The organism is Roseovarius roseus (assembly GCF_043355935.2).
Taxonomy (GTDB): Bacteria; Pseudomonadota; Alphaproteobacteria; order Rhodobacterales; family Rhodobacteraceae; genus Roseovarius; species Roseovarius roseus.
In genome coordinates, this window is sequence record NZ_JBHFPE020000007.1 from 120,671 (window position 1) to 142,152 (window position 21,482).

Sequence of the window (21,482 nt, forward strand, 5' to 3'; positions counted from 1 at the left end):
GCGTCCTGGTTGCGGGTCGGCAACCAGGGCGGCGCGCTTTCCCGCTCGCTTCTCTACATTTTTTGCCGTGCATTGGTCGGATCCCACGCCGGCGTGTCGAGCAGGGTCAGCGCCCGGCGCTCGCCAAGGATGACCACCTCCAGCCCATCGGTTGCGTCCGGCTCCACATAGGCAAAGGCCAGGCTCTTGCCGGTGGCATGCCCATAGCCGCCCGAGGTGCAGACGCCCACGACGCGATCGCCCTGCATCACGGCCTCGCCGCCATAGATATCGCAATCGGTGGCGGCAACCTCGCCATAGACCAGCTTGGTGGAAATACCCTGCTGGCGCACGGCCTCGGTCGCGGCGCGGCCTTTGAAATCGCCTTTTCCGGGCGCGTAGAAGCGGGTGCAGTCGGCTTCGATAAGGGTGATCTCGTTGGTCAGTTCCGAACCGTAGCCGCGATAGCCCTTTTCCATGCGCAGGGAATTCACGGCCTGCACGCCGAAATCGGCGATGCCATGCGCCTCGCCTTCGGCGCAAATGGCGTCATAGAGCCGGGCCAAATCAGCCATGGGCGCGTGCAGTTCCCAACCCAGCTCGCCCACGTAGTTCACGCGCAGCGCGCGCACGGGAATGCCCGCGATCTCGATCTCCTGCCCCGAGAGCCAGCGGAAGGCGTCGTTGCCGAGGTTGGCCTCGGTCAGCGGCGCCAGCACATCGCGCGCCTTGGGTCCTGCGACCACGAGCATGCCGTAGTCGTCGGTGACGTTGGCGATGGTTACATCGTCGCCCGCGGGAAAGGTCAGCTGATCCAGCGTCATCCGCTCGGTGCCCGCGCCCGTCAGCACATAGAAATGGTCGTCGGCAAACCGCGTGACGGTCCATTCCCCCTCGATCCGGCCATTATCCGACAGCACATGGGTCAGGGTGATGCCGCCGGTCTTCTTCGGCAGCTTGTTTGCGGTCAGCCGGTCCAAGAGCGCCTCGGCGCCCGGGCCGGTCACGTCGAATTTGGCAAAGCTGGACAGGTCCATGATGCCGACGCGCTCACGCACGGCCTGCACTTCCTCTGCCACGATGTCAAAGATGTTATTGCGCCGATATTGCAGCTTTTCCTCAAACCCCTCGGGCGCGAAATACTTGGGCCGCTCCCAGCCATAGACCTCGGTATGAACCGCACCCTTGGACTTCAGCGGCTCGTAAAGCGGTGTCACCCGGCTGGGGCGGCCTGCATGAATCTCTCGCCCCGGCAGCGGGGTTTCGAACATGTTTTCGTAGTCGTCGAAGCTCTTGGCACGGGTGTAGCTAGGGTCCGCATAGGCGCCGAAGCGGCGCGGGTCGATGCAGTGCATGTTGATCTCGGCGTCGCCATGAATCATCCACTGCGCCAGGTATTTGCCTGTGCCCGCACCCTGTGCGATGCCGATGGCCGCCCCGCAGCACTGCCAGAAATTGCGCAGGCCCGGCGCGGGACCGACCAGCGGGTTGCCATCGGGCGTATGGGGGATGGCGCCGTTGATGATGCGCTTGATGCCTGCCTCGGCAAAGATCGGCATCCGCTCCAGTGCCTTTTCCAGCCAAGGGGCGATGCGGTCGATATCGCCCTCGAACAGCTCGTTCTCGCTGTCCCATTCGGGAAATCCGCCACGGCCCGCCCAGGCCTCGCGGCTGCCGAAATGTTCGTAAATGCCGACCAGCCCGGCCTTCTGCTCTTGCCGGTAGTAGCCCGCGGTCGCGGGATCGCGCATGACGGGCAGCTCGAAATCCGAGCCTGCGAATTCCTCCAGCGGCTCGGTCACCAGATACTGATGCTCCATATTGGTGATCGGCGTCTCGACCCCCACCCATTTGCCGACCTCGCGCGCATAGCAGCCGGCGGCGTTGACGACATGCTCGCAGGTGATGTTGCCCTTGTCGGTCACCACTTCGAATTCGCCCGATTGCAGCACCTTGATGTCCGTGACGCGCGTGCGGCGGATGATCGTCGCGCCGAACTGGCGCGCGCCGGCCGCCATGGCGTTGCAGGCGCTGGAGGGGTCCACATGCCCGTCCATGTTGGTGTAGGCCCCGGCCAGAATGCCGTCCGTCTCAAGCCAGGGGTTCAATTCCTTGATGCGGTCCGGACCGACGACCTCCATGTGAAAGCCCACATTGGCCGAGAAGCCGGCGACATGCCGGAACCAGTCCACCTCTTCTTGCGTGGTGGCCAGGCGGATGCCCCCGCAGCCATGCCATCCCGCGGGCTGCCCGGTGATCTCCTCCAAGCGCGGGTAGAGCGTGTTGGAATAGTGGTGGATCTTGGCCATGTTGTAGTTGCTGATAAAGCTGGGGCATTGCCCCGCCGCGTGCCAGGTAGAGCCGCTGGTCAGCTCGCCCTTCTCGATCAGCACGACGTCCTTCCAGCCTTCCTCGGCCAAATGATAGGCCAGGCCCACGCCCATCATGCCACCGCCGACGATCACCACCTTTGCGTGAGACTGCATCCCGTTTTCCTTTTCTTCCTGGTCTACCAACTGCCGTTGCCGGCGCGCATCCTTTCCCGAGGCAGGATGATCTTGAAATTCTCCCGAAGCTGCCGGTCGACCGCGTCGGGGATATGGGCGGGGTAATGCTCGGCCAGCAGCGGCCGCACCGTATCACGCGCGACGTCGCGGGCATCGCGTGCGCCCGCATCCTCCCATGCGCTGACGCTGCGCCGGTCGGCGATCTTTGGGTAGAGGTAATCCGTCTTCATCCGGCTGAAGGTTTGCGGATGCCCAAGGTAATGCCCCTCGCCCAGTACGACATCGCGGATCACGTCAAAGCTCAGCGCGTCTTCGGACACCTCGACGCCGCGCACGGTACGCAGGATCGCCCCGATCAGGTCGTTGTCCAGAACGTAGCTTTCGAAATTGGTGCCCATCAGCGATCCATGCATGCCTGCGCATTCATGGATCATCGACGCCCCGGCATGCGCCGCAAGCGAAATCGTATAACCCTTTTCGCCGCCCGCCTGCATGTCGGGCAGCTTGCTGTCGGTCATTCCGGCGGGCACCGAATTGGGCAGGTCGTAAAAGCCCGCCATCTGGGCGCATGCCGCCGACAGCAGCGCCTGCTCGCCCGAGCCGCCCGACATTGCGCCCGTGCGAAGATCGCTGACGAAGGGCCACGTGGCGAAGATGCCCCGGCACTCGGGGTCGATGATGTTGCACAGGATCAGGCCGGCTAGCACCTCGGCGCAGGATTGCGCGACGGCGCCGGCCAGCGCGGCGGGGGCCGTGGCCCCGGCCTGACCGGCCGCGACCAGAAGGATCGGCATTCCGGCCTCGACCGCCGCCTCAAGCGCATCGCAGCTTTCGGTGGCGAAGCGCATCGGCGGCACCACATGGCAGCAAACTGCGGTGCAAAACGGACGCTCGCGGAACTTGCCGGTCCCCCCGGCCACCGCATCCAGCATTGGCTGCACCGCCTTGACGCTGGCGCTGTCGGTATAGCTGACGGCGATGGATTTCGACGTGCCCGAGAGGCAGGCATAGGTGGTGTTGATATCCAGATCGAGAATGGTTTTCGCATCGCGTGCGACGACGGAGCGATGATACCAGTGGATATTGTCCAGCTGGTCTACCAGCCGGGCAATGTCAAAAAGGTCGGCCATCGTGCTTTCGCGGTATTTGCCGCTGTGAAAATCCATGATGGTTGGGGCCGCCCCCCCGGTGCCCGCATGCACCCGCCCGCCGCCGATTTCGATATCGTGCTTCGGGTCGACCCCGTGCAGCGTGAACTTGCGCCGCGTGCGCGCGATCACATCCTCGACCAAGGCGCGGGGAAAGCGCAGGCGGCCAGCCTCATCCAGCTCGCAGCCCGCAGCGACGGCGCGCGCCTGAAGGCTAGCGGTGACCTGCGACAGGCCCAGATCGGCCAGGAGCGTCAGCACCAGCTGGTGGATGCGCTCCATCTCGGGGCTGGTCAGGGGGCGATACCGCCCGCCGATCATACCGGGGCTGATGGGCGGCAGGGCAGGGGCGGCGTCCGGCTTGCCGCGGCTGCGGCGGCTGGGGGCCCTGGTTGCGATGACAGTCATGGGGAACCTCGCGCGTTTGCTGAGGTTCACTAGTCTTGGAAAATTCGGTTCGCTCAAACGATCTTTATGAATGCGTGGCATTACCTTGCATCATGCGAATGCCTTTTAATCTGCACATTCCTCTATAATCCACTGCATGAACTCGGATACTGCCGGGTCCGACAGTCTCTTTTGGGATGCGCCAATGTAATAGCTATTGGCTGTCTCGATCGGCCTGTCCATGGGGCAGGCCAGCTGCCCGGTCTCCAGCATGGCGTCAGTGATATAGCTCCAGCCCAGAGCGACGCCGCGCCCGGCCTCGGCCCCCTGCAGGACCATCGGATAGCTGTTGAGGCGGATGCCCCGGCGCTGCGGTTGCCCCGTGACACCCTGCCGGGCCAGCCACACGCGCCAGTCCACCGCACCCCAGATCGTACCGCCACCATCCAGATGGAGCAGCGTCTGGTTCAGGACGTCATCGGGGCTCTGCATCTCGGGGTGCGCGCGCAGATAGCCGGGGCTGCACACCGGATAGACATGTTCGCCGAACAGCCTCCAGGCCTCGACCCCGTCCCAGCCGCCATCGCCATAGAGCACCGCGACGTCCGCATCCCCCTGGCCCAGATCGACCTTCTGATCCGTCGCCAGGACGCGCAGATCGACCTCGGGACAGCGCTCGGCAAACCGCTCGAGCCGGGGCATCAGCCAGTAGTAGGAAAAGGCGACCGAGGCCGCGACGGTGATCTGCGGCGCCTCGGAGGCGGATCGCAGGCTGCTGATGCATTGCGCGATCTCATCCAGCCCCCGCGTCACCGCCTCGAACAGCAGCCGCCCCTCGCGGGTCAGCTCGATGGCCCGGTGCCGACGCCGGAAGAGCGGCTGGCCCAGATCCGTCTCCAGCGATTTGATCTGCCGGCTGACCGCGCTTTGGGTCAGGCAGAGCTCGTCGGCGGCACCCGTGAAACTCATCCGCCGGGAGACAGCTTCGAACGTGTGAAGCTGAGATAGGGTCGGCAGCGGGTATTTTCTCACGTGATGACTCCTTCATGCCGCAATAGCAGCACAGAAGCGGCGCTCATCAAAGAGGACATTCGTATTTTACCGACGCGGAGGCAGGGTGCACCTCATCCGATTGCCAGATGGGGCGCGAATACCTCCCGTCCGTCAGCTATCAGCCGACAGTCGTGGCCCGGCGCCGCTAAGGCAGCGCGCCGGGCCAAGGAGTTTAGTCGACGTCGAATTCCAGTGGCTTGATCTGCTGGAAATAGCCGGTCTCGTGCAGTTTCCCGATCACCTCATCGGGCACACGCGCATCGACATAAAGCAGCGCAATCGCCTCGCCGCCCGCTGCGCTGCGGCCCAGCGTGAAGTTGGCGATGTTGACGCCGCTGCCGCCCATCGTGTTGCCCAGCGCGCCGATGATGCCCGGCTCGTCCCGGTTGGTGGTGTAGAGCATGTGCGCGCCGATTTCGGCGTCGATATTGATACCCTTGATCTGGATGAAGCGCGGCTTGCCGTCCGAGAAGATCGTGCCGCCGATCGAGCGCTCGCGCTTGTCGGTGACGACCGTCAGCTTGATATAGCCCTCGAAGGCGCCCGACTTGTCCTGATGCGTGGTGCTGATCTTGATGCCGCGTTCCTTGGCGACCACGGGCGCGCTGACCATATTCACCTCGGGATTCACGGCCTTCATGATCCCGGCGACCGAGGCGGAGGTGAGCGCGGCGAGGTTCATCTTGGACGCGACCCCGTCATAGAGGATGTTGATCGCCTTGATCGGCTCGTCCGTCATTTGGCCGATGAAGCTGCCCAGATGTCCGGCCAGCTTGATCCAGGGGCCCATGACCTTGGCCTCCTCTGCGGTGACCGACGGCATGTTGAGCGCGTTCGACACCGCACCGGTCAGCAGGTAGTCCGACATCTGCTCGGCCACTTGCAGGGCAACGTTTTCCTGCGCCTCGGTCGTGGCGGCGCCCAGATGGGGCGTGCAGACCACGTTCGGCAGGCCGAAGAGGGGGTTTTCTGTCGCCGGCTCCTCGGCGAAGACGTCAAAGGCGGCGCCGGCGATATGGCTGGATTTCAGCAGATCGGCCGCGGCTTCTTCGTCCACCAGACCGCCCCGCGCGCAGTTGATGATGCGCACGCCCTTCTTGGTCTTCTCAAGGTTCTCACGGCTGAGGATGTTGCGTGTCTGGTCAGTCAGCGGAACGTGCAGCGTGATGAAATCGGCGCGTGTCAGCAGCTCGTCCAGTTCGACCTTTTCAACACCCATCTTGTCGGCCTTCGCCTCGCTGAGGAAGGGATCATAGGCAATCACCTTCATTTTCAGCCCGCGCGCGCGGTCGCAGACGATGCCGCCGATATTGCCCGCGCCGATAACGCCCAGCGTCTTGGCCGTCAGCTCGGTCCCCATGAAGCGGGATTTCTCCCATTTGCCGGCATGAGTCGAGGCGCTGGCCTCGGGGATCTGGCGGGCGACGGCGAACATCATGGCGATGGCATGCTCGGCCGTGGTGATCATGTTGCCGAAAGGCGTATTCATCACGATGACGCCTTTTTTCGAGGCGGCAACCTTATCGATATTGTCGGTGCCGATCCCTGCGCGGGCGATGACTTTCAGCTTGTGCGCGTTCTCGAGGATCTTCTCGGTCACCTTGGTGGCCGAGCGGATGGCGAGGCCGTCATACTCGCCGATGATTTCGGCCAGCTTGTCCTTGTCCTTGCCCAGATCGGGCTGGAAATCTACGTCGATGCCGCGATCGCGAAAGATCTGGACGGCGGTTTCACTTAGCTTGTCGGAAACGAGTACTTTGGGAGCCATTTTTGGGCGTCCTTTGAATGAATATGGGGGGAGGGGACGGGCAATCTGGCCCGCCGGAAAAGGCTCAGAGCGCGTCGCGCTCGGCGTGATATGCCCATTCGATCCAAGGCATCAGCGCCTGAAGGTCGGACGTCTCGACCGTGCCGCCACACCAGATGCGCAAGCCCGGAGGGGCATCGCGATAGGCGCCCACATCATAGGCCACGCCCTCGGATTCGAGTCGCTTGGCCACCGCCTTGGCGAACGCCGCGCCATCGGTTATGCCCGGATCGGTGAACTTCAGGCAAACAGACGTGTTCGAGCGGGTTGCGCGGTCCTGAGCGAGGTGCGCGATCCAGTCATTTTCGGCCACGAGATCGGCGATCACGCCCGCATTCGCATCGGCGCGGTCCATCAGGCCCTGAAGGCCGCCGACAGACCCAGCCCAGTCTAGGGCCAAAAGGTAATCCTCGACCGCCAGCATGGATGGCGTGTTGATTGTCTCGCCTTTGAAGATGCCCTCAATCAGCTTGCCGCCCTTGGTGAGGCGGAAGATCTTGGGCAGGGGCCGGTCGGGGGTGTAGCTTTCCAGCCGCTCCACGGCGCGGGGGCTGAGCACGATCATGCCATGCGCCGCCTCGCCGCCCAGCACCTTCTGCCAGCTGAACGTGGTCACATCGAGCTTGTCCCACGGCAGGTCCTGCGCGAAGGCAGCTGAGGTGGCGTCGCAGATGGTGAGGCCCGCGCGATTCGGTTTGATCCAGTCGCCATTCGGCACGCGCACGCCAGAAGTGGTGCCGTTCCAGGTAAAGACGACGTCATTGTCGGTGTCGACGGTGGCAAGGTCCACGATCTCGCCATACTCGGCGGTCTTGACCTCGGCATCGAGTTTCAGCTGCTTCACCGCATCCGTGACCCAGCCTGCGCCGAAGCTCTCCCAGGCCAGCATCTCGACGCGGCGCTCGCCCAGCATGGTCCACATGGCCATCTCGACCGCGCCCGTGTCCGAGGCGGGGACGATGCCGATGCGATACTCTGCGGGAATGTTCAGGACGGCGCGGGTGCCGTCGATCGCGGCCTGCAAACGCTCCTTGCCCACGGCGGCACGGTGGCTGCGGCCCAGAGGGGCGCCTGACAGCTTTTCAAGTGCGAATACGGGGGGTTTGGCGCAGGGGCCGGAGGAGAAGCGCGGATTTGCGGGCCGCACGTCAGGTTTGCGCGCGAGTTTGCGCGCGAGGTCTTTGGTAGCCATATGCTATCCTTCCAGATAAGCGCCCTTCGTTGGGGAAGGGTGTCCCACCGACGTTGCTATGCGGCGGCGTGCCCTTTCGCAAGATATAAAATGACGCTATAGCGCCGCTTCGTGAATTATTCGCGACGCATTTTACCTTTTCGGAGCCTCCGGCCATGTTCATCGCCACCCTCATCGCGCCCCCCGGCGGGCTGGAGCCGCATCTGGCCGAAAACCTGCGGAACGCATGGGGCGGCGGTGCGGTAGAGTGGCTGGCACCGGATGAGGCGGCGGAGTTCAGCCTTGGCGCGCCGCCTGCAAACCTCTGGGAGGTCTGGGCCGAATTGCAGAAGATGCGCGTCGATCTGGCGGTGCAGCGCGCCGAGGGGCGGCGAAAACGCCTGCTGATCGCCGATATGGACAGCACGATGATTCAGCAGGAATGCATCGATGAGCTGGCCGAGGCGGCGGGCGTCGGCGAGCATGTGCGGGGCATCACGGCGCGCGCCATGAATGGCGAGCTGGATTTCGAGGGCGCCCTGCTGGAGCGGATGGCGTTGCTCAAAGGTCTGCGCGAGGCGGTCATCGCCGAGGTGCTGCGCGCGCGCATCACCCATGCGCCGGGCGGTGCGGCGCTGGTCGCGACGATGCGGCAAAACGGCGCGCATTCGGCGCTGGTCTCGGGCGGGTTTACCGCGTTTACCGGGCCAGTGGCCAAGGCGCTGAGGTTTGACGAGCACCGGGCCAACGTTCTGGGCATGGAGGATGGTATCCTGACTGGCGATGTCGCGCGCCCCATTCTGGGCCGGCAGGCCAAGGTGGACGCGCTGAACGAGATCACCGCCCGGCTGGGCATTACCCCGTCCGAGGCGATGGCAGTGGGCGACGGCGCAAACGATCTGGGCATGCTGGGCCATGCGGGCGCGGGCGTCGCGCTGCATGCCAAGCCCAGCGTCGCCGCCCAGTGCGATCTGCGCATCAACCATGGCGATCTGACCGCGCTACTTTATCTGCAGGGCTATGCGCGCAACGAATTTGCGGATGCGTGACGCCGGTTGCCCGGCGGCACTCAGACCAAGAGCGCAGCGGCCGGCTTGATCATGCCCGTCTCGAACCCGCGCCAGTTTGTGACGGTCTTGTTCATGAACATTCGAGCCGAGGGATGATCGGCCTCCAGCGCGCCGAGGCGCACGAGAAGCGCGGCAATGGCGCATTCCGCGCCGCGCGTGCCGCCATCCGCGATCTTCAGCGCCACGCCGATTCCACGCTGCGGCAGGATGGCGATGAAAAACCCGTCCGCTCCGGTTTTCAACGCCACGGGCTCGGTGCAGGCGCGCATCAGGAGGGTGCAGGCGCGCCCCTCACCGGCGACCAGGTCGGGATGCGCAATCATCGCATCGCGCAGGCGCGCGGCGGCGGTCTGCCGCGTATCCGTCCCCTCGCGGGCGGTGGCAAAATACGCCATCGCGCGTCCCATGCCACGCAGCGAGGTCAGGAAATTCGGGGCCGAGCATCCGTCGATGCCGTAACCGGGGCTGGCTTCGCCGGTCGTCTCCTCGAAGGCGGAAAGGCAGGCGCGCTGAACGGGGTGATCGAGCTCGATGTAGTCCGCAGCCCCGCCAAGATGGCGGTTGAGCGTCAGAAATCCCGCATGTTTTCCCGAGCAATTGTTGTGGAACTGGCAGGGTGCCTCATGCGCGCGGATGAGGGCATGGGCCGCCGCCTCGTCGCTGGGCATATGCGCGCCGCAACGAAAATCAGTCTCGCCAAGGCCAAGGTCTGCCACCCACCGTGCCACGCGGTCCGTGTGGATAGCGGCACCCTGATGCGATGCACAGGCCAGCGCCAGATGATCGGAACCAAGGCCGGCGGCATCTGCTGCCCCGCTCTCGATCAGGGGCAGGGCCTGCACCATCTTGCAGGACGAGCGCGGATAGACGGTGACATTGGCATCGCCCCAGGCCTCGATCACGTCGCCGCCGGGTCCGCAGATCACTGCGTGGCCCAGATGCAGGCTCTCGGCGATTGGGCCGCGCCAGATTTCGGCCATGGGAACGGGGGCGGTTGCGGGTCGGATCATCGGATGGCTCCTTGGAAGGCTGTGCAGCGTGAATGATGTGCGGGTTTCCGCCAATTCATTCTTTCGTTTCTGGCACGTTTCGGGCTAAAGTTGCACTGTCGAGAAGAACACCGTGATTGCCAAGCGGAAATCCCTGCCAAGAGGGCTGGCTGGCCATCGCGATCCAATTGAGGCTCAAAGACAGCTTGGAGGCTGCACAAGAATGGCATCTTACGTGACGCGCGGCGCCTTGGGCGCGGCGATTATGACGGCAACCACCCTTTTCGCATCCGGCGCGGCCCTGGCCCAGAGCGAAAGCACCAACCAGGTCGCGGCAAACACCGCATGGAGCGTTTTCACCGAGGATTCCCCGCGCGAATGCTGGACCGTGTCCGCCCCGACCGAGACGGTCAACACGCGCGGCGGCCAGGTCGTGGCTGTGCGCCGGGGCGAGATCCTGTTCATGACGTTTTTCCGCCCCGATGCGGGCGTGCGCGGGCAGGTCGCCTTCACCGGCGGCTATCCCTTCGCCGAGGGCTCAACCGTGGAACTGGTGATCGGCACCGACACGTTCGAGCTTTATACCGAAAATGAATGGGCATGGCCGGCCAGCGCCGATGACGATGCCAAGATCATTGCCGCCCTCAAGCGCGGCGCCGACGCGGTGCTGACCGCGCGCTCGTCCCGCGGAACGCAAACCAAGGACACCTTCTCGCTGATCGGCTATACCGCCGCGATGGAAGAAGCCGAAAAGCGCTGCCAGTAACGCGCTGGGCACTATGATTCCGAGGGGGCCACCCATGCCGGGCAGGCCCCCTTTTTCATTCGGCGGGCGCTAGTCCTCAACTCCCATGTCGCGCAATAGTTTGGCCCTTGTGCCGGGCAGCGGCGCGCCATCGGGCGCCCAATGCGGGCCGGGGATCTGATCCTCGATGCATTTGCGATGGGGATAGAACGCACATGTGGCGCCATGCATCATATGCTCGAACAGCAGGCCATCTCGCTCGGTCACGGGCCCGTAGCAGATATAGCAATGGCCAATGAAATCGTCGGGCATCGCATCGCGCTTGGGCTTGTTGGCGGTGCGGTAGGGCTTGGATGGTGTGAGGCGCGCTTTGAGATCGTCCAGCGCCTCGTGCCACTCGTCGTTATCCTCCTCCCAAAGCTCCGCCAGCTCCGAGCTTTTGCGTATCCGTGTCACCAGGCTGCGGGCGAGCCGCAGCAGATCGCGGGGCACCTCCTTGGCGGCGGGTGTGCCCGTCAGCGCCGGCATATCTGGCATGTCTTCCGCAGGGCGCCCGATGCTGGCCGCCAGCAGATCGCAGGCAGTCAGTGCCGCGCTGGCGCTGTCAGCGTCCATTTCGCCGTGATCCTCGGCGGCCTCACGCAGATGCTGCTCCAGCGCGCTGAAACTGCTCAGGCCACTGGCAAAGTCCAGCGCCGCATCATTGCCAAAGCTTCCCGAACTCCACGTTCCCATGCTGTTCTCCCGTCCCTATTGTCAATTCCGGGATCGGTCATGCACCAGCAGTTAGACCATTTCATGGCCCGTTTGCGCCGAGGTGTGACAGGCAAAGTTGCGTGCGCAGCCCCTTTGGCTTTGCTGAACGAATCCTATATGGGGACATATCCGACCCATGAGAGGCCCGCCCGATGACCAGCACCGCACCGATCACACAGGATCTCGTGACCATCCCGCGCAAGGCGCAGGAGGGCAAGCCGAACCTTATCGGCCTGACGCGCGACGCGCTGCGCCAGGCGCTGATCGACAACGGCACGCCCGAAAAGCAGGCAAAGATGCGCGCGGGCCAGATCTGGCAATGGGTCTATCAGTGGGGCGTGCGCGATTTCGCGCAGATGACCAATCTCGCCAAGGCTTACCGCCTTGAGTTGGAAGAAAAGTTCACGCTGGATACCCCCGAGGTCGTCAGCCGGCAGGTCAGCAGCGACGGCACGCGCAAATACCTTGTCCGCATCGCGGGCGGGCACGAGGTCGAGGTCGTTTATATCCCCGAGGAGGGGCGCGGCACGCTCTGCATCTCCAGCCAGGTGGGCTGCACGCTGACCTGTTCTTTTTGTCATACCGGCACGCAGAAACTGGTGCGCAACCTGACAGCGGGCGAGATCGTCGGTCAAATCATGGTCGCGCGCGACGACCTGGAGGAATGGCCGACGCAGGGTGCGCCGAAGGACGAAACCCGCCTTCTGAGCAACATCGTGCTGATGGGCATGGGCGAGCCGCTTTATAATTTCGAGAATGTGCGCGACGCGATGAAAATCGCGATGGACCCCGAGGGTATCCAGCTCAGCCGCCGCCGCATCACGCTCAGCACCTCGGGCATCGTGCCGGAAATCCACCGCACCGCCGCCGAGATTGGCTGCCAACTTGCTGTCAGCTTTCACGGAACCACCGACGAGGTGCGCGACCGTCTCGTCCCGATCAACAAGAAATGGAACATCGAAGCGCTGCTTGAGGCGCTGAAAGCCTATCCCAAGGTCAGCAATTCCGAGCGCATCACGTTTGAATATGTCATGCTGGACGGCATCAACGACAGTGACGAGGATGCGCGCCGCCTGGTCAAGCTGATCGAGGGCATCCCGGCCAAGATCAATCTGATCCCATTCAACGAATGGCCCGGCGCGCCCTACAAGCGCAGCAGCAACAACCGCATCCGCGCTTTTGCCGACGTCATCTACAAGGCCGGCTACGCCAGCCCAATCCGCACCCCGCGCGGCGAGGATATCATGGCCGCCTGCGGCCAGCTGAAATCCGCGACCGAGCGCGCGCGCAAGTCCCGCGCCCAGATCGAGGCCGAGCTGGGGCAGGGGTAATACCCCCCCCGGAGCGTGTGGTCCCGGTACCTGACGTCGATTATCCCACCTGAGACTGGCCCGTTCACGCCGCCCTGCGCAACTGCCGGGCGGCGCAACGCGCTTCATGTGACCTGAAAAGACCTCCGGCTGGCCCCAATCCGTTCCGATTGTTGCCGCAATGCCTGATTACCGAGGTTTCACAAGTTATTGTCACAAGGTATGAAACAATGAGTAACGAGATTATCGACATCCTCGCCATCGTCACCCGCGAGCGCCGTATGGCCGTCTCGGACCGTGAATGGCAGCACCGCCTGCGCGGCTACGGCTACGGCATCCGCGACACCGACGAGGGCCGAATCGTCACGTCCCTGATCAAGGATGCGCCGCTCTGCGCCATTCCCGCTCAATTCGCAGCGTGATCCCGGCGGGGCCTAGCACTCTTTTTGTGCTTCGTCCCACGCCTCGATGATGGCTACCGCATCTGCGGCGGTTTCGACGAATTGAAACAACTCCAGGTCCTCGTCGCTGATGGTGCCGGCCTCGGCCAGCGCTTCCCAGTTGATGATGCGGCGCCAGAATTCCTCGCCAAAAAGCAGGAAAGGCACGCGCTTCATTCGGTCCGTCTGAATCAGCGTCAGCGCCTCGAACGTCTCGTCCAGCGTGCCGAAACCGCCGGGAAAGACGCAAACCGCCCGCGCCCGCATCAGGAAATGCATCTTGCGGATCGCGAAATAGTGGAAGTTGAAGCATAGGCCGGGCGTGACATACTCATTCGGTGCCTGCTCGTGCGGCAGCACGATATTCAGGCCGATCGACGCGCCGCCCGCATCCGCCGCGCCGCGATTGCCCGCCTCCATCACGCCCGGGCCGCCGCCAGTGGCGATGACATAGTCGCGCCCATAGGCCCCCATGGATTTCTCGGTCATCAGCCGGGAGAATTCGCGCGCCTCGTCATAGTATTTCGACAGATCCGCCAGCGTTTGCGTCCTCGCGCCCTCTTTCATGGACGGCTCGGGGATGCGCGCGCCACCAAAGAGGATCACGGTCGAGCGGATGCCGCGCTCGTTCAGGATCAGTTCGGGCTTGAGCAATTCCAGCTGCAGACGCACGGGCCGCAAATCATCGCGCAGCATGAAATCGGGGTCGTTGAAGGCCAGCCGGTAGGCAGGTGCGCGCGTCTGCGGCGTGTCCGGCACCTGTTCGGCGGTGCTGCGGTCGCTATCCGCATCGCGGAACGGGCTGGTGCGGTCTTCGGTCATCTGGAATTCCTTGGGCTGACTTGCGCTGTTGCCCTAGCAGTATCGCCTAGCACAAGGCTTGACCAGCGCTTGGGGCGGCCGCGGGATTTGGGTATTTTCCCCAAGAAAAAACAGGGCGGGCGCGCAACACATCCACCGCCTCTCATTTTCTTTTGCTGCATTGCGCGGCGCGGCGCCTGTGCCTATACGCGAAGGCGGGAAAACGCTTGAGGAGTGCCGCAATGTCCAACGCGCAGCTGGAAACCGCAATCGAAGCCGCCTGGGAGGCGCGCGATACGATCAACTCCGCCACCGGCGGTGAGACGCGCGAGGCGATCGAGGCGACGCTTCATGCGCTGGACAGTGGTAAGCTGCGCGTGGCCGAGCGCGGCGAGGATGGCACCTGGCACGTCAACCAGTGGGCCAAGAAAGCCGTGCTGCTGGGGTTCCGCATCAAGGACATGGAACCGCAATCGGGCGGCCCGCAAGGCGGCGGCTGGTGGGACAAGGTCGATAGCAAATTCAAGGGCTGGGGCGAGTCCGAGTGGACCGAGGCAGGCTTTCGCGCCGTTCCCAACTGCATCGTGCGCAAGAGCGCCTACATCGCCCCGGGCGTCGTTCTGATGCCCTCCTTCGTCAATCTGGGCGCCTATGTGGACAGCGGCACGATGGTCGATACCTGGGCCACGGTCGGCAGCTGCGCGCAGATCGGCAAGAACGTGCACCTCTCTGGCGGTGTCGGTATCGGCGGCGTGCTCGAGCCGATGCAGGCGGGGCCGACGATCATCGAGGATAACTGCTTTATCGGCGCGCGCTCGGAGGTGGTCGAGGGCTGCATCGTCCGCGAGGGCAGCGTTCTGGGCATGGGCGTCTATATCGGCCAGTCGACCAAGATCGTCGACCGTGAAACGGGTGAGTTCACCTATGGCGAAGTGCCCGCCGGGTCAGTCGTTGTCTCGGGCTCGATGCCATCCAAGAACGGCGTGAACCTCTATTGCGCGGTCATCGTCAAGCGCGTGGACGCGCAGACACGTTCCAAGACCTCGATCAACGAGCTTTTGCGCACCTGAGATGTTTTCGGGCGCGGCGGGAACCCGCGGCGCGCGCCGCCGCGTTGACAGGGCATGATTGCTGCCCTGCCGCTGCCCTATCTGCTGATCGCGACGTTCCTTGCGGGGGCTGCGGTGGTCGGCGCGTCCATCCGTGCCACGCGGCTTGCCGATATCATCGCCGACCGCTCGCGCATGGGTGAGGCACTGATCGGCGGGCTTATCCTGGGCGGGGCCACGTCGATCGCCGGGGTGATTGTGTCGGTGGATGCCGCCGCCTCGGGCGATGCCAGCTATGCGTTTTCCAACGCCGTGGGCGGGATCGCCGCGCAGACGCTGTTTCTGGCGGTGGCGGACCTGTTGCACAAAGGTACGAATTTGGAACACGCGGCAGCCGAGCCGGCGAACCTTTTTCAGGCCGTGATGCTGATCATCCTGCTCAGCATGCCTCTGGCGGCGATGGCAGGGCCGGATCTGGCCTATCTCGGGGTGCATCCCGTCTCGCTATTGCTGTTTGGGACTTATTTGTTCGGCGTCCGCCTGTCCGCCGAGGTGCGTGAGCGGCCGATGTGGCAGGCCGTGGACACCGATGAGACGCGCGAGGATGCGCCAGAGGATCCCGAGGAGGCGCGCCGCTCGGTCAAGAAACCGGCGATGATCTTTGTGGCGCTGGTGCTGGTGATGGCTGCGGGCGGCTGGGTGATCGGGCAATCGGGGCAGTCGCTGATCGCGCGCTATGGTCTCGCCTCCAGTCTGGTCGGCGCGCTTGGCACCGCCGTCATCACATCGCTGCCCGAATTGGTGACGACCCTTGTCGCTGTGCGGCGCGGGGCACTGCAACTGGCTGTGGGCGGCATCATCGGCGGCAACACGTTCGATACGCTGTTCTTGGTGGGGGCCGATATCGCCTATCGCGACGGCTCGATCTATCACGCGGTCGACCAGAATGATCTGTACTGGCTGGCGACGGGCCTGTTGATGACGTCGGTCCTGCTGGCCGGGCTGATCGTGCGCCAGCGGCAGGGCCCGGCCCGGATCGGGATGGAGAGCGTGGCCTTGATGGCAATCTATGCCACTGCGCTGGGCGTCGAGATATTCGCCTGAGTATGCAGGCGATTGACCGCACGCTGCTGCCGCTCTAGAGCGATGCCATGACAAAATCAGACAAAGCTACGGATAAATCCAAGGGCAAGACCAAACGGCAGGAGGTCTATACCCTTCTGGTCGAGATCGGGCGCAAGACCGGCGACGGCCTGCCCAAGAGTGCGACGGGCGCGGCCCTTCTCATCTATGCCAGCGGCGTGGACGAGGCCGAGGCCGTGCGCGAGACGGTCGCGATCCTCAAGCAGGCCGATACCGCGCCCCTCGATGTCACCGGCTATGGCACCCTGGCCGAGCGCGAAGAGGGCGGCCACGAGATTGGCGAGGAAGACCGTATGCTGATGCAACGTGCGCTGGACGAGAACGCGGTGATCGTCGCGCAGATGACGCCGTTCTTCGATGATGCGGGCAGGGACGAGGCGCTCGATCTGGACGGGGGCGAGGGCGAGGCTTAGGCCGCGCGCCGCATGGCCAGGGTCCGGGCCTCGAACGGCTTCAGCACCGGCCAGATCGGGCGCGCATGTTCCGGCAGGCGCGCCCCGTCAAGCCCGCCAAGCGCCGAGGCCTCCAGCGCCGCCCGGTCGCGGCGCAACCGCCCGATATAAAGGCTCTCGACCGGGCATCCGGCGGCGATGATGGCCTGATGCTCGGGCAAAAGGATCTGATGATAGGTCACAAGGTCTGGCCCTGTGGCATGAAAGGCCGACGAGCCGTTGACGAGGTGGCGCGCCAGCACCAGCGCGGCCTCGGTGCCGAACATATATTCCACCTCGCTTCCGCCGATGACCAGCCTCTGGTGCGGCGCGATGACGATATCCCGGCGCAGCCCGAAGAAGGGCGCGCGCAGCCGCACGGGCCGAAGCGAGCCATAGGCAGGCACGCATTGCGATACCATCCGCAGGATCGGCACCACGTCGCCCGCCGCAGTCAGCACTGTATCGCCGCGCCTCAGCCGCGATACCGGAACCTCGCCGTGCGGGGTGGCGATGGGCACGCCGCTGGTCAGGCCCGGCATGGCGCCGATCGGCTCCACCCGGTCCGAGACGGCGACAAAGCCGACATCGGGGTCCATCACGCGATGAGCTGGAAACTGAGTCAGCATGCGCAGATCCTCGAGCGCGACAGGGTGGCCCGGCGGCACCGGCGCGCGGCGGATCATCCCGCTGGAGAGATGCTTGAGCGTCAGCATCCCGCCCTCGGCCGCGTCATCCCAGGCATAGCGCACCCGGACCTGATCGCTGCACCCGTCCAGATCGTGGTTCAGCGCCGCATGGCGCACGTCACCCCCCAATTCGTCTATCAGAACGATGCCGCCACTGGGCACCACCTGCAGCGACAGCATCCCGCCCTCAGGTGCCGCACGGCGAAAGCTGAGCAGGGTTTGTGGGCGTGCATCGGGCGAAAGGTACGTGTCGATCAGGATCGTGCCCGCATGGGCGGTGCCGGTCAGCGGCTGCGCCTCGGATTGCGGCACATGCCCCAGCCCCGCAGCGTCGAACCTGCCACCCTCGTGATTGGCAATGCCGATCCAGCCCATGTCAGGCCGCCCGCGTCCCGGCCATCAACAGCTGCGCCTCGTAGCGTTTGAGGGTGCGGCGCGCGGCGGGGCTGTAGCCTGCTCCGGTCTCGGGGCAAAGCTGGGGGAAGATTGCGCAGATCTCCTCGACCATCTGTGCCTCGAAACTGCGGGCCGTCTGCGGGCCAGGAAGGAAGCTTTCGGTCTCGAGCCCCTCGGAGTAGACCACCTGGTGGCGGTCAAAGAGGATATGCACATACTCCACTTCGCCGCCGGGCACGCGCCGCACCGAGCGGTCATTGACCAGATCGCGCGCCGCCACCAGCACCTCGTCCTCGCCAAAGAGAAGCTCGGCCAGGCTGTCGCGGATCAGCACGCGGTGCAGCGGCGACAGCGCCAGCGCGCCATGATCGCCGAAGGTGCCCGCCGCGATGTGAATGGGGGCGAAATCGCCCGCTGCCGCGATGCGCCGCCTGCCTATCCAGCGCAGCGGTTGCGCGCCCTCGTCGCGGGTCATCACCATGTCGCCCGGAACCAGCGTTTCGACCGGCTTTTCCCCGTCCGGCGTGCGGATCATGGTACCTGCGACAAAGCACGGCACGCTATCGACAAGGACAAAGCCGGTATCGCTGATGCCGCTGGAATTCTCGGCTGTATAGGTAAAGGCGAACTCTTCGACATCGCCATCCCCGGTCAGGCCCAGCGTGCCATCGGCATTCAGCTGGATCGTCTGACCGCTGTTCAGCGTGACGCTATCGCCCACGCTCACGGCCTGCCCGTTGATATGGGTGATCGTCAGGCTGCCGCTGCCATTGTTGGTATCGTTTGCCAGCACGTCCAGCGATTTCGAGCCCAGCGGGTCCAGCTTGGTCGTGTCGTCGAAGGCCAGAACCGTGGCCTGTACACTACCGCCCGCGATGATCAGCGTGCTGTCGTAGTTGGCGTCGGTCACATCCGCAATGCCGATGCGGATCGAGTTGGTGGCGTTGGCGATGACCGGGATCTTGAGGGTGAGATTGACGGTAAAGCCGTCCATCTCGGTATTGTACTGACTGCCGGTATTATCAATGAAAAGATTTCCATTGGAGCCGGCATTCAGGTTATTCGGATCCACATCGCCATCGCCGACGCTCAGCTGAACCTGTTGGCCGTTGATCCAGACCCCGACGAAATCCTGAAACGCGCCGACCGCGTATTCGGGATATTCGTCCGAGGCAAAGACGAACTGCATGGTCAGCATGTCGCCCGAGGGCGTGAAATCTACGTCGATGAAGGATGCGTCGAATGTAGGCGCCCCTGCGGCGTCATCAAAATCATCAACGCCGTTCGGACCGCTGGAACTGGTTGACTGGTTCGTGCTGGTATTGGCGCCCTGCCACCAATTCGTCCTGTTGGTGAAACCGTCCAGATCACCCGTCGAGAACATGACGCCCGTATTGCCCGGCATCACACCCGGCGAAATTGTATCGCCGTTGCTATAGATCCCCGAGCTGTCTCTGTCGCCGGTATAGGTCGCGCTTTCGATGATCACCCCGGGGCCGAACATCTCCTGCGCCATTTCCAACGCGCTCGCACGCGTGTCGATGGGTATTCCCGTGCCTCTGACCATCTGCCGTCCCCAAGTTTCGGGCCGAGAGGGACGCAACAGGCACAGGCCGGCAGAGATGATCTGCACGGGCCGTATCACGGGCGCAAGACCGCGCCCTGTCATGTCGGGGACTGCTCGTGCCCCCTATGCCTTCTGTGCCCTGCCTCGGGTCTTTGTTTTTATGACCCTGAGAATATCCATCTTTTGACGCAATGTTAACTTTTTTCACGGCGGCAGCGCAGAATTTGCAAAGGCATTGCAACCGGGATAGCCATTTGCCACCGCAACCGCATCCCGAGGCACCCCATGACGCATACACCCATCGACCCCGCCGAGCTGACCGCCGCGCTGATCCGCTGCCCCTCCGTCACCCCCGAGGAGGGCGGCGCGCTGGGCCTGCTGGAGGATCTGCTGAGCCAAGCGGGCTTTGCCTGCTGGCGCGTCGATCGGGGCGGGATCGCCAATCTTTACGCACGTTGGGGCGACAAGGGCGCGCCGCGCAGCATCGGCTTCAACGGACATACAGACGTGGTGCCCTTGGGCGATGAGGCGGCTTGGACGGTGGCGCCGTTTGGCGCCGAGGTGAAGGACGGCATGATGTGGGGCCGGGGCGCGACGGACATGAAATCGGGCGTCGCCGCCTTTGCCGCCGCCGCCGTGGATTTCGTGCAACAGACGCCGCCCGATGGGGCCGTGATCCTCGCCATCACGGGCGATGAGGAGGGTGATGCTCTGGACGGAACCACCGCCATTCTCGACTGGATGGAGGAGAAGGGCGAGGCGATGGATGTCTGCCTCGTGGGCGAGCCGACCTGCCCCGAGGAAATGGGCGACATGATCAAGATCGGGCGCCGCGGATCGCTGAGCGCGTGGATCACCATCACCGGAAAGCAGGGCCATTCCGCCTATCCGCATCGCGCGGTCAATCCGCTGCCCGCAATGGCGCGGCTGGTCGACCGGATCAGCAGCCATACGCTGGACGAGGGGACCGATCATTTCGACCCCTCGACGCTGGCGGTCGTAAACATCGATACCGGCAATGCCGCGACCAACGTGATCCCCGCCGCCGTGCGCGCGACCGTGAACATTCGCTACAATGATATCCATAGCGGCGACAGCCTGACCGAGTGGCTGCAGGGCCAGCTCGATACCATTTGCGACGAGATGGGCGTGACGGGCGAATTGACCGTCAAGAATTCAGGCGAGGCGTTCCTGACGCCTCCCGGTGACTTCTCGGACCTGATCGTGCGCGCGGTCGAGGCCGAGACGGGGCGCACGCCCGTCCTGTCCACCTCGGGCGGCACGTCGGATGCGCGGTTCGTCAAGAACCACTGTCCGGTGGTAGAATGCGGCCTTGTCGGCAAGACGATGCATCAGGTCGACGAGAATGTGAGCATCGAACAGATCCATCAGCTGAAAGCGATCTATGGCCGCATCCTGCGCGACTACTTCGCCGGATGATCCGCCCCACGCTGGTGATCATGCTGAAAGAGCCGCGCCCCGGCCGGGTCAAGACCCGTCTGGGCCGTGAGATCGGTATGATCGCCGCCGCGTGGTGGTTCCGCCACCAGACCGCCCGCCTTTTGCGCGAGGTCGAGGATCCGCGCTGGCAGATGGTTCTGGCGGTCGCGCCTGACCGCGCAGGGATGGCCAGCCGCGTCTGGCCCGCGCATCTGCCGCGCGTGGCCCAAGGGCAGGGCGATCTCGGCGCGCGAATGGCGCGCCTTTTGCGCGGGGTGGGGCAAGGCCCGCTCTGCATCATCGGCGGCGATATCCCCGGCATCAGGCGTGGCCACATTGCCCGCGCCTTTGGCGCGCTGGGCGGGCATGACGCCGTTTTCGGCCCTGCACACGATGGCGGCTATTGGCTGATCGGGCTGAAGCGACGCGGTGGCATCCCCGCAGGGTTCTTGCAGAATGTCCGCTGGTCCACCGAACATGCCTTGCAGGACAGCATCGCCACGCTGCCGGGCGCGCGCGTCGCCCATATCGACACTCTGCGCGATGTCGACACCGCCGCCGATCTGGCCCCCTCTCAATAGCTGTTTCAGCTGCCTCTGCGCCG

The 21,482-nt window shown here is 64.3% G+C and carries 19 protein-coding genes; 9 read left to right on the top strand and 10 right to left on the bottom strand.

The genetic code is table 11. The features are described from left to right. Window positions 1-53 precede the first annotated feature (53 nt). The 5 genes from ACEWPL_RS12675 to ACEWPL_RS12695 form a co-directional block, all read right to left on the bottom strand. Complete coding sequence (locus ACEWPL_RS12675) at window positions 54-2,465, bottom strand: FAD-dependent oxidoreductase (RefSeq protein ID WP_393928921.1); 2,412 nt, start codon at window positions 2,463-2,465, stop codon at window positions 54-56. Window positions 2,466-2,488: 23 nt separating this feature from the next. Further along, on the bottom strand, window positions 2,489-4,042 hold the full coding sequence (locus tag ACEWPL_RS12680; RefSeq protein WP_393928923.1) for a trimethylamine methyltransferase family protein: 1,554 nt from the start codon (window positions 4,040-4,042) through the stop codon (window positions 2,489-2,491). A gap of 105 nt (window positions 4,043-4,147) precedes the next feature. Further along, the gene (locus tag ACEWPL_RS12685; protein ID WP_393928925.1) at window positions 4,148-5,053 is read right to left on the bottom strand and encodes a LysR substrate-binding domain-containing protein; all 906 of its coding nucleotides are present in this window, start codon (window positions 5,051-5,053) and stop codon (window positions 4,148-4,150) included. 193 nt (window positions 5,054-5,246) lie between these two features. Then, window positions 5,247-6,842, bottom strand: coding sequence for a phosphoglycerate dehydrogenase (gene serA / locus ACEWPL_RS12690; RefSeq protein WP_393928927.1), 1,596 nt, complete (start codon window positions 6,840-6,842; stop codon window positions 5,247-5,249). 64 nt (window positions 6,843-6,906) lie between these two features. Next, on the bottom strand, window positions 6,907-8,073 hold the full coding sequence (locus ACEWPL_RS12695) for a phosphoserine transaminase (protein WP_393928929.1): 1,167 nt from the start codon (window positions 8,071-8,073) through the stop codon (window positions 6,907-6,909). 155 nt (window positions 8,074-8,228) lie between these two features. Between ACEWPL_RS12695 and serB the strand changes: the two genes are divergently transcribed. After that, on the top strand, window positions 8,229-9,101 hold the full coding sequence (gene serB, locus ACEWPL_RS12700) for a phosphoserine phosphatase SerB (protein WP_393928931.1): 873 nt from the start codon (window positions 8,229-8,231) through the stop codon (window positions 9,099-9,101). A gap of 20 nt (window positions 9,102-9,121) precedes the next feature. On the opposite strand, the gene ACEWPL_RS12705 is transcribed toward serB, so the two are convergent. After that, a complete protein-coding gene (locus tag ACEWPL_RS12705) occupies window positions 9,122-10,132 on the bottom strand; it encodes an asparaginase (protein ID WP_393928933.1) in 1,011 nt (336 codons plus the stop codon). Window positions 10,133-10,376: 244 nt separating this feature from the next. On the opposite strand from ACEWPL_RS12705, the gene ACEWPL_RS12710 reads away from it, so the two are divergent. Next, window positions 10,377-10,877, top strand: a complete 501-nt coding sequence (locus tag ACEWPL_RS12710; protein ID WP_393928973.1) for an invasion associated locus B family protein — start codon at window positions 10,377-10,379, stop codon at window positions 10,875-10,877. Window positions 10,878-10,946: 69 nt separating this feature from the next. Here ACEWPL_RS12710 and ACEWPL_RS12715 read toward each other — a convergent pair whose 3' ends face one another. Beyond that, complete coding sequence (locus tag ACEWPL_RS12715) at window positions 10,947-11,591, bottom strand: DUF4259 domain-containing protein (RefSeq protein ID WP_393928935.1); 645 nt, start codon at window positions 11,589-11,591, stop codon at window positions 10,947-10,949. 173 nt (window positions 11,592-11,764) lie between these two features. On the opposite strand from ACEWPL_RS12715, the gene rlmN reads away from it, so the two are divergent. Then, window positions 11,765-12,943 carry a dual-specificity RNA methyltransferase RlmN gene (rlmN, locus tag ACEWPL_RS12720; RefSeq protein ID WP_393928937.1) on the top strand — a complete coding sequence of 393 codons (1,179 nt, stop codon included), beginning with the start codon at window positions 11,765-11,767 and terminating at the stop codon, window positions 12,941-12,943. Between the two features lie 209 nt (window positions 12,944-13,152). Continuing rightward, window positions 13,153-13,344 carry a hypothetical protein gene (locus ACEWPL_RS12725; protein ID WP_393928940.1) on the top strand — a complete coding sequence of 64 codons (192 nt, stop codon included), beginning with the start codon at window positions 13,153-13,155 and terminating at the stop codon, window positions 13,342-13,344. Between the two features lie 12 nt (window positions 13,345-13,356). Here the strand turns inward: ACEWPL_RS12725 and ACEWPL_RS12730 are convergent, their stop codons facing one another. Further along, complete coding sequence (locus ACEWPL_RS12730) at window positions 13,357-14,184, bottom strand: LOG family protein (RefSeq protein ID WP_393928942.1); 828 nt, start codon at window positions 14,182-14,184, stop codon at window positions 13,357-13,359. A 221-nt stretch (window positions 14,185-14,405) separates the two neighbouring features. On the opposite strand from ACEWPL_RS12730, the gene dapD reads away from it, so the two are divergent. From dapD to ACEWPL_RS12745, 3 genes are read left to right on the top strand one after another with little or no spacing between them, the layout of a single operon-like run. Continuing rightward, window positions 14,406-15,233: a 2,3,4,5-tetrahydropyridine-2,6-dicarboxylate N-succinyltransferase gene (dapD, locus tag ACEWPL_RS12735; RefSeq protein ID WP_393928944.1), complete on the top strand. Its 828-nt coding sequence runs from the start codon at window positions 14,406-14,408 to the stop codon at window positions 15,231-15,233. A 54-nt stretch (window positions 15,234-15,287) separates the two neighbouring features. Beyond that, entirely contained in the window at window positions 15,288-16,316 is a 1,029-nt protein-coding gene (locus tag ACEWPL_RS12740; RefSeq protein WP_393928946.1) for a sodium:calcium antiporter, read from the top strand. Between the two features lie 47 nt (window positions 16,317-16,363). Further along, entirely contained in the window at window positions 16,364-16,768 is a 405-nt protein-coding gene (locus ACEWPL_RS12745) for a hypothetical protein (protein WP_393928949.1), read from the top strand. On the opposite strand, the gene ACEWPL_RS12750 is transcribed toward ACEWPL_RS12745, so the two are convergent. Then, window positions 16,765-17,850: a Hint domain-containing protein gene (locus ACEWPL_RS12750; protein WP_393928951.1), complete on the bottom strand. Its 1,086-nt coding sequence runs from the start codon at window positions 17,848-17,850 to the stop codon at window positions 16,765-16,767. The genes ACEWPL_RS12745 and ACEWPL_RS12750 overlap by 4 nt on opposite strands. Window position 17,851: 1 nt before the next feature. After that, the gene (locus ACEWPL_RS12755) at window positions 17,852-19,438 is read right to left on the bottom strand and encodes a Hint domain-containing protein (RefSeq protein ID WP_393928953.1); all 1,587 of its coding nucleotides are present in this window, start codon (window positions 19,436-19,438) and stop codon (window positions 17,852-17,854) included. Window positions 19,439-19,723: 285 nt separating this feature from the next. Here ACEWPL_RS12755 and dapE point away from each other — a divergent pair, with 285 nt between their 5' ends. Together dapE and ACEWPL_RS12765 are read left to right on the top strand one after the other, a co-directional pair. Then, complete coding sequence (dapE, locus tag ACEWPL_RS12760; RefSeq protein WP_393928955.1) at window positions 19,724-20,878, top strand: succinyl-diaminopimelate desuccinylase; 1,155 nt, start codon at window positions 19,724-19,726, stop codon at window positions 20,876-20,878. Continuing rightward, the gene (locus ACEWPL_RS12765; RefSeq protein WP_393928957.1) at window positions 20,875-21,459 is read left to right on the top strand and encodes a TIGR04282 family arsenosugar biosynthesis glycosyltransferase; all 585 of its coding nucleotides are present in this window, start codon (window positions 20,875-20,877) and stop codon (window positions 21,457-21,459) included. Before dapE ends, ACEWPL_RS12765 begins: the two co-directional genes overlap by 4 nt. Window positions 21,460-21,482 lie beyond the last annotated feature (23 nt).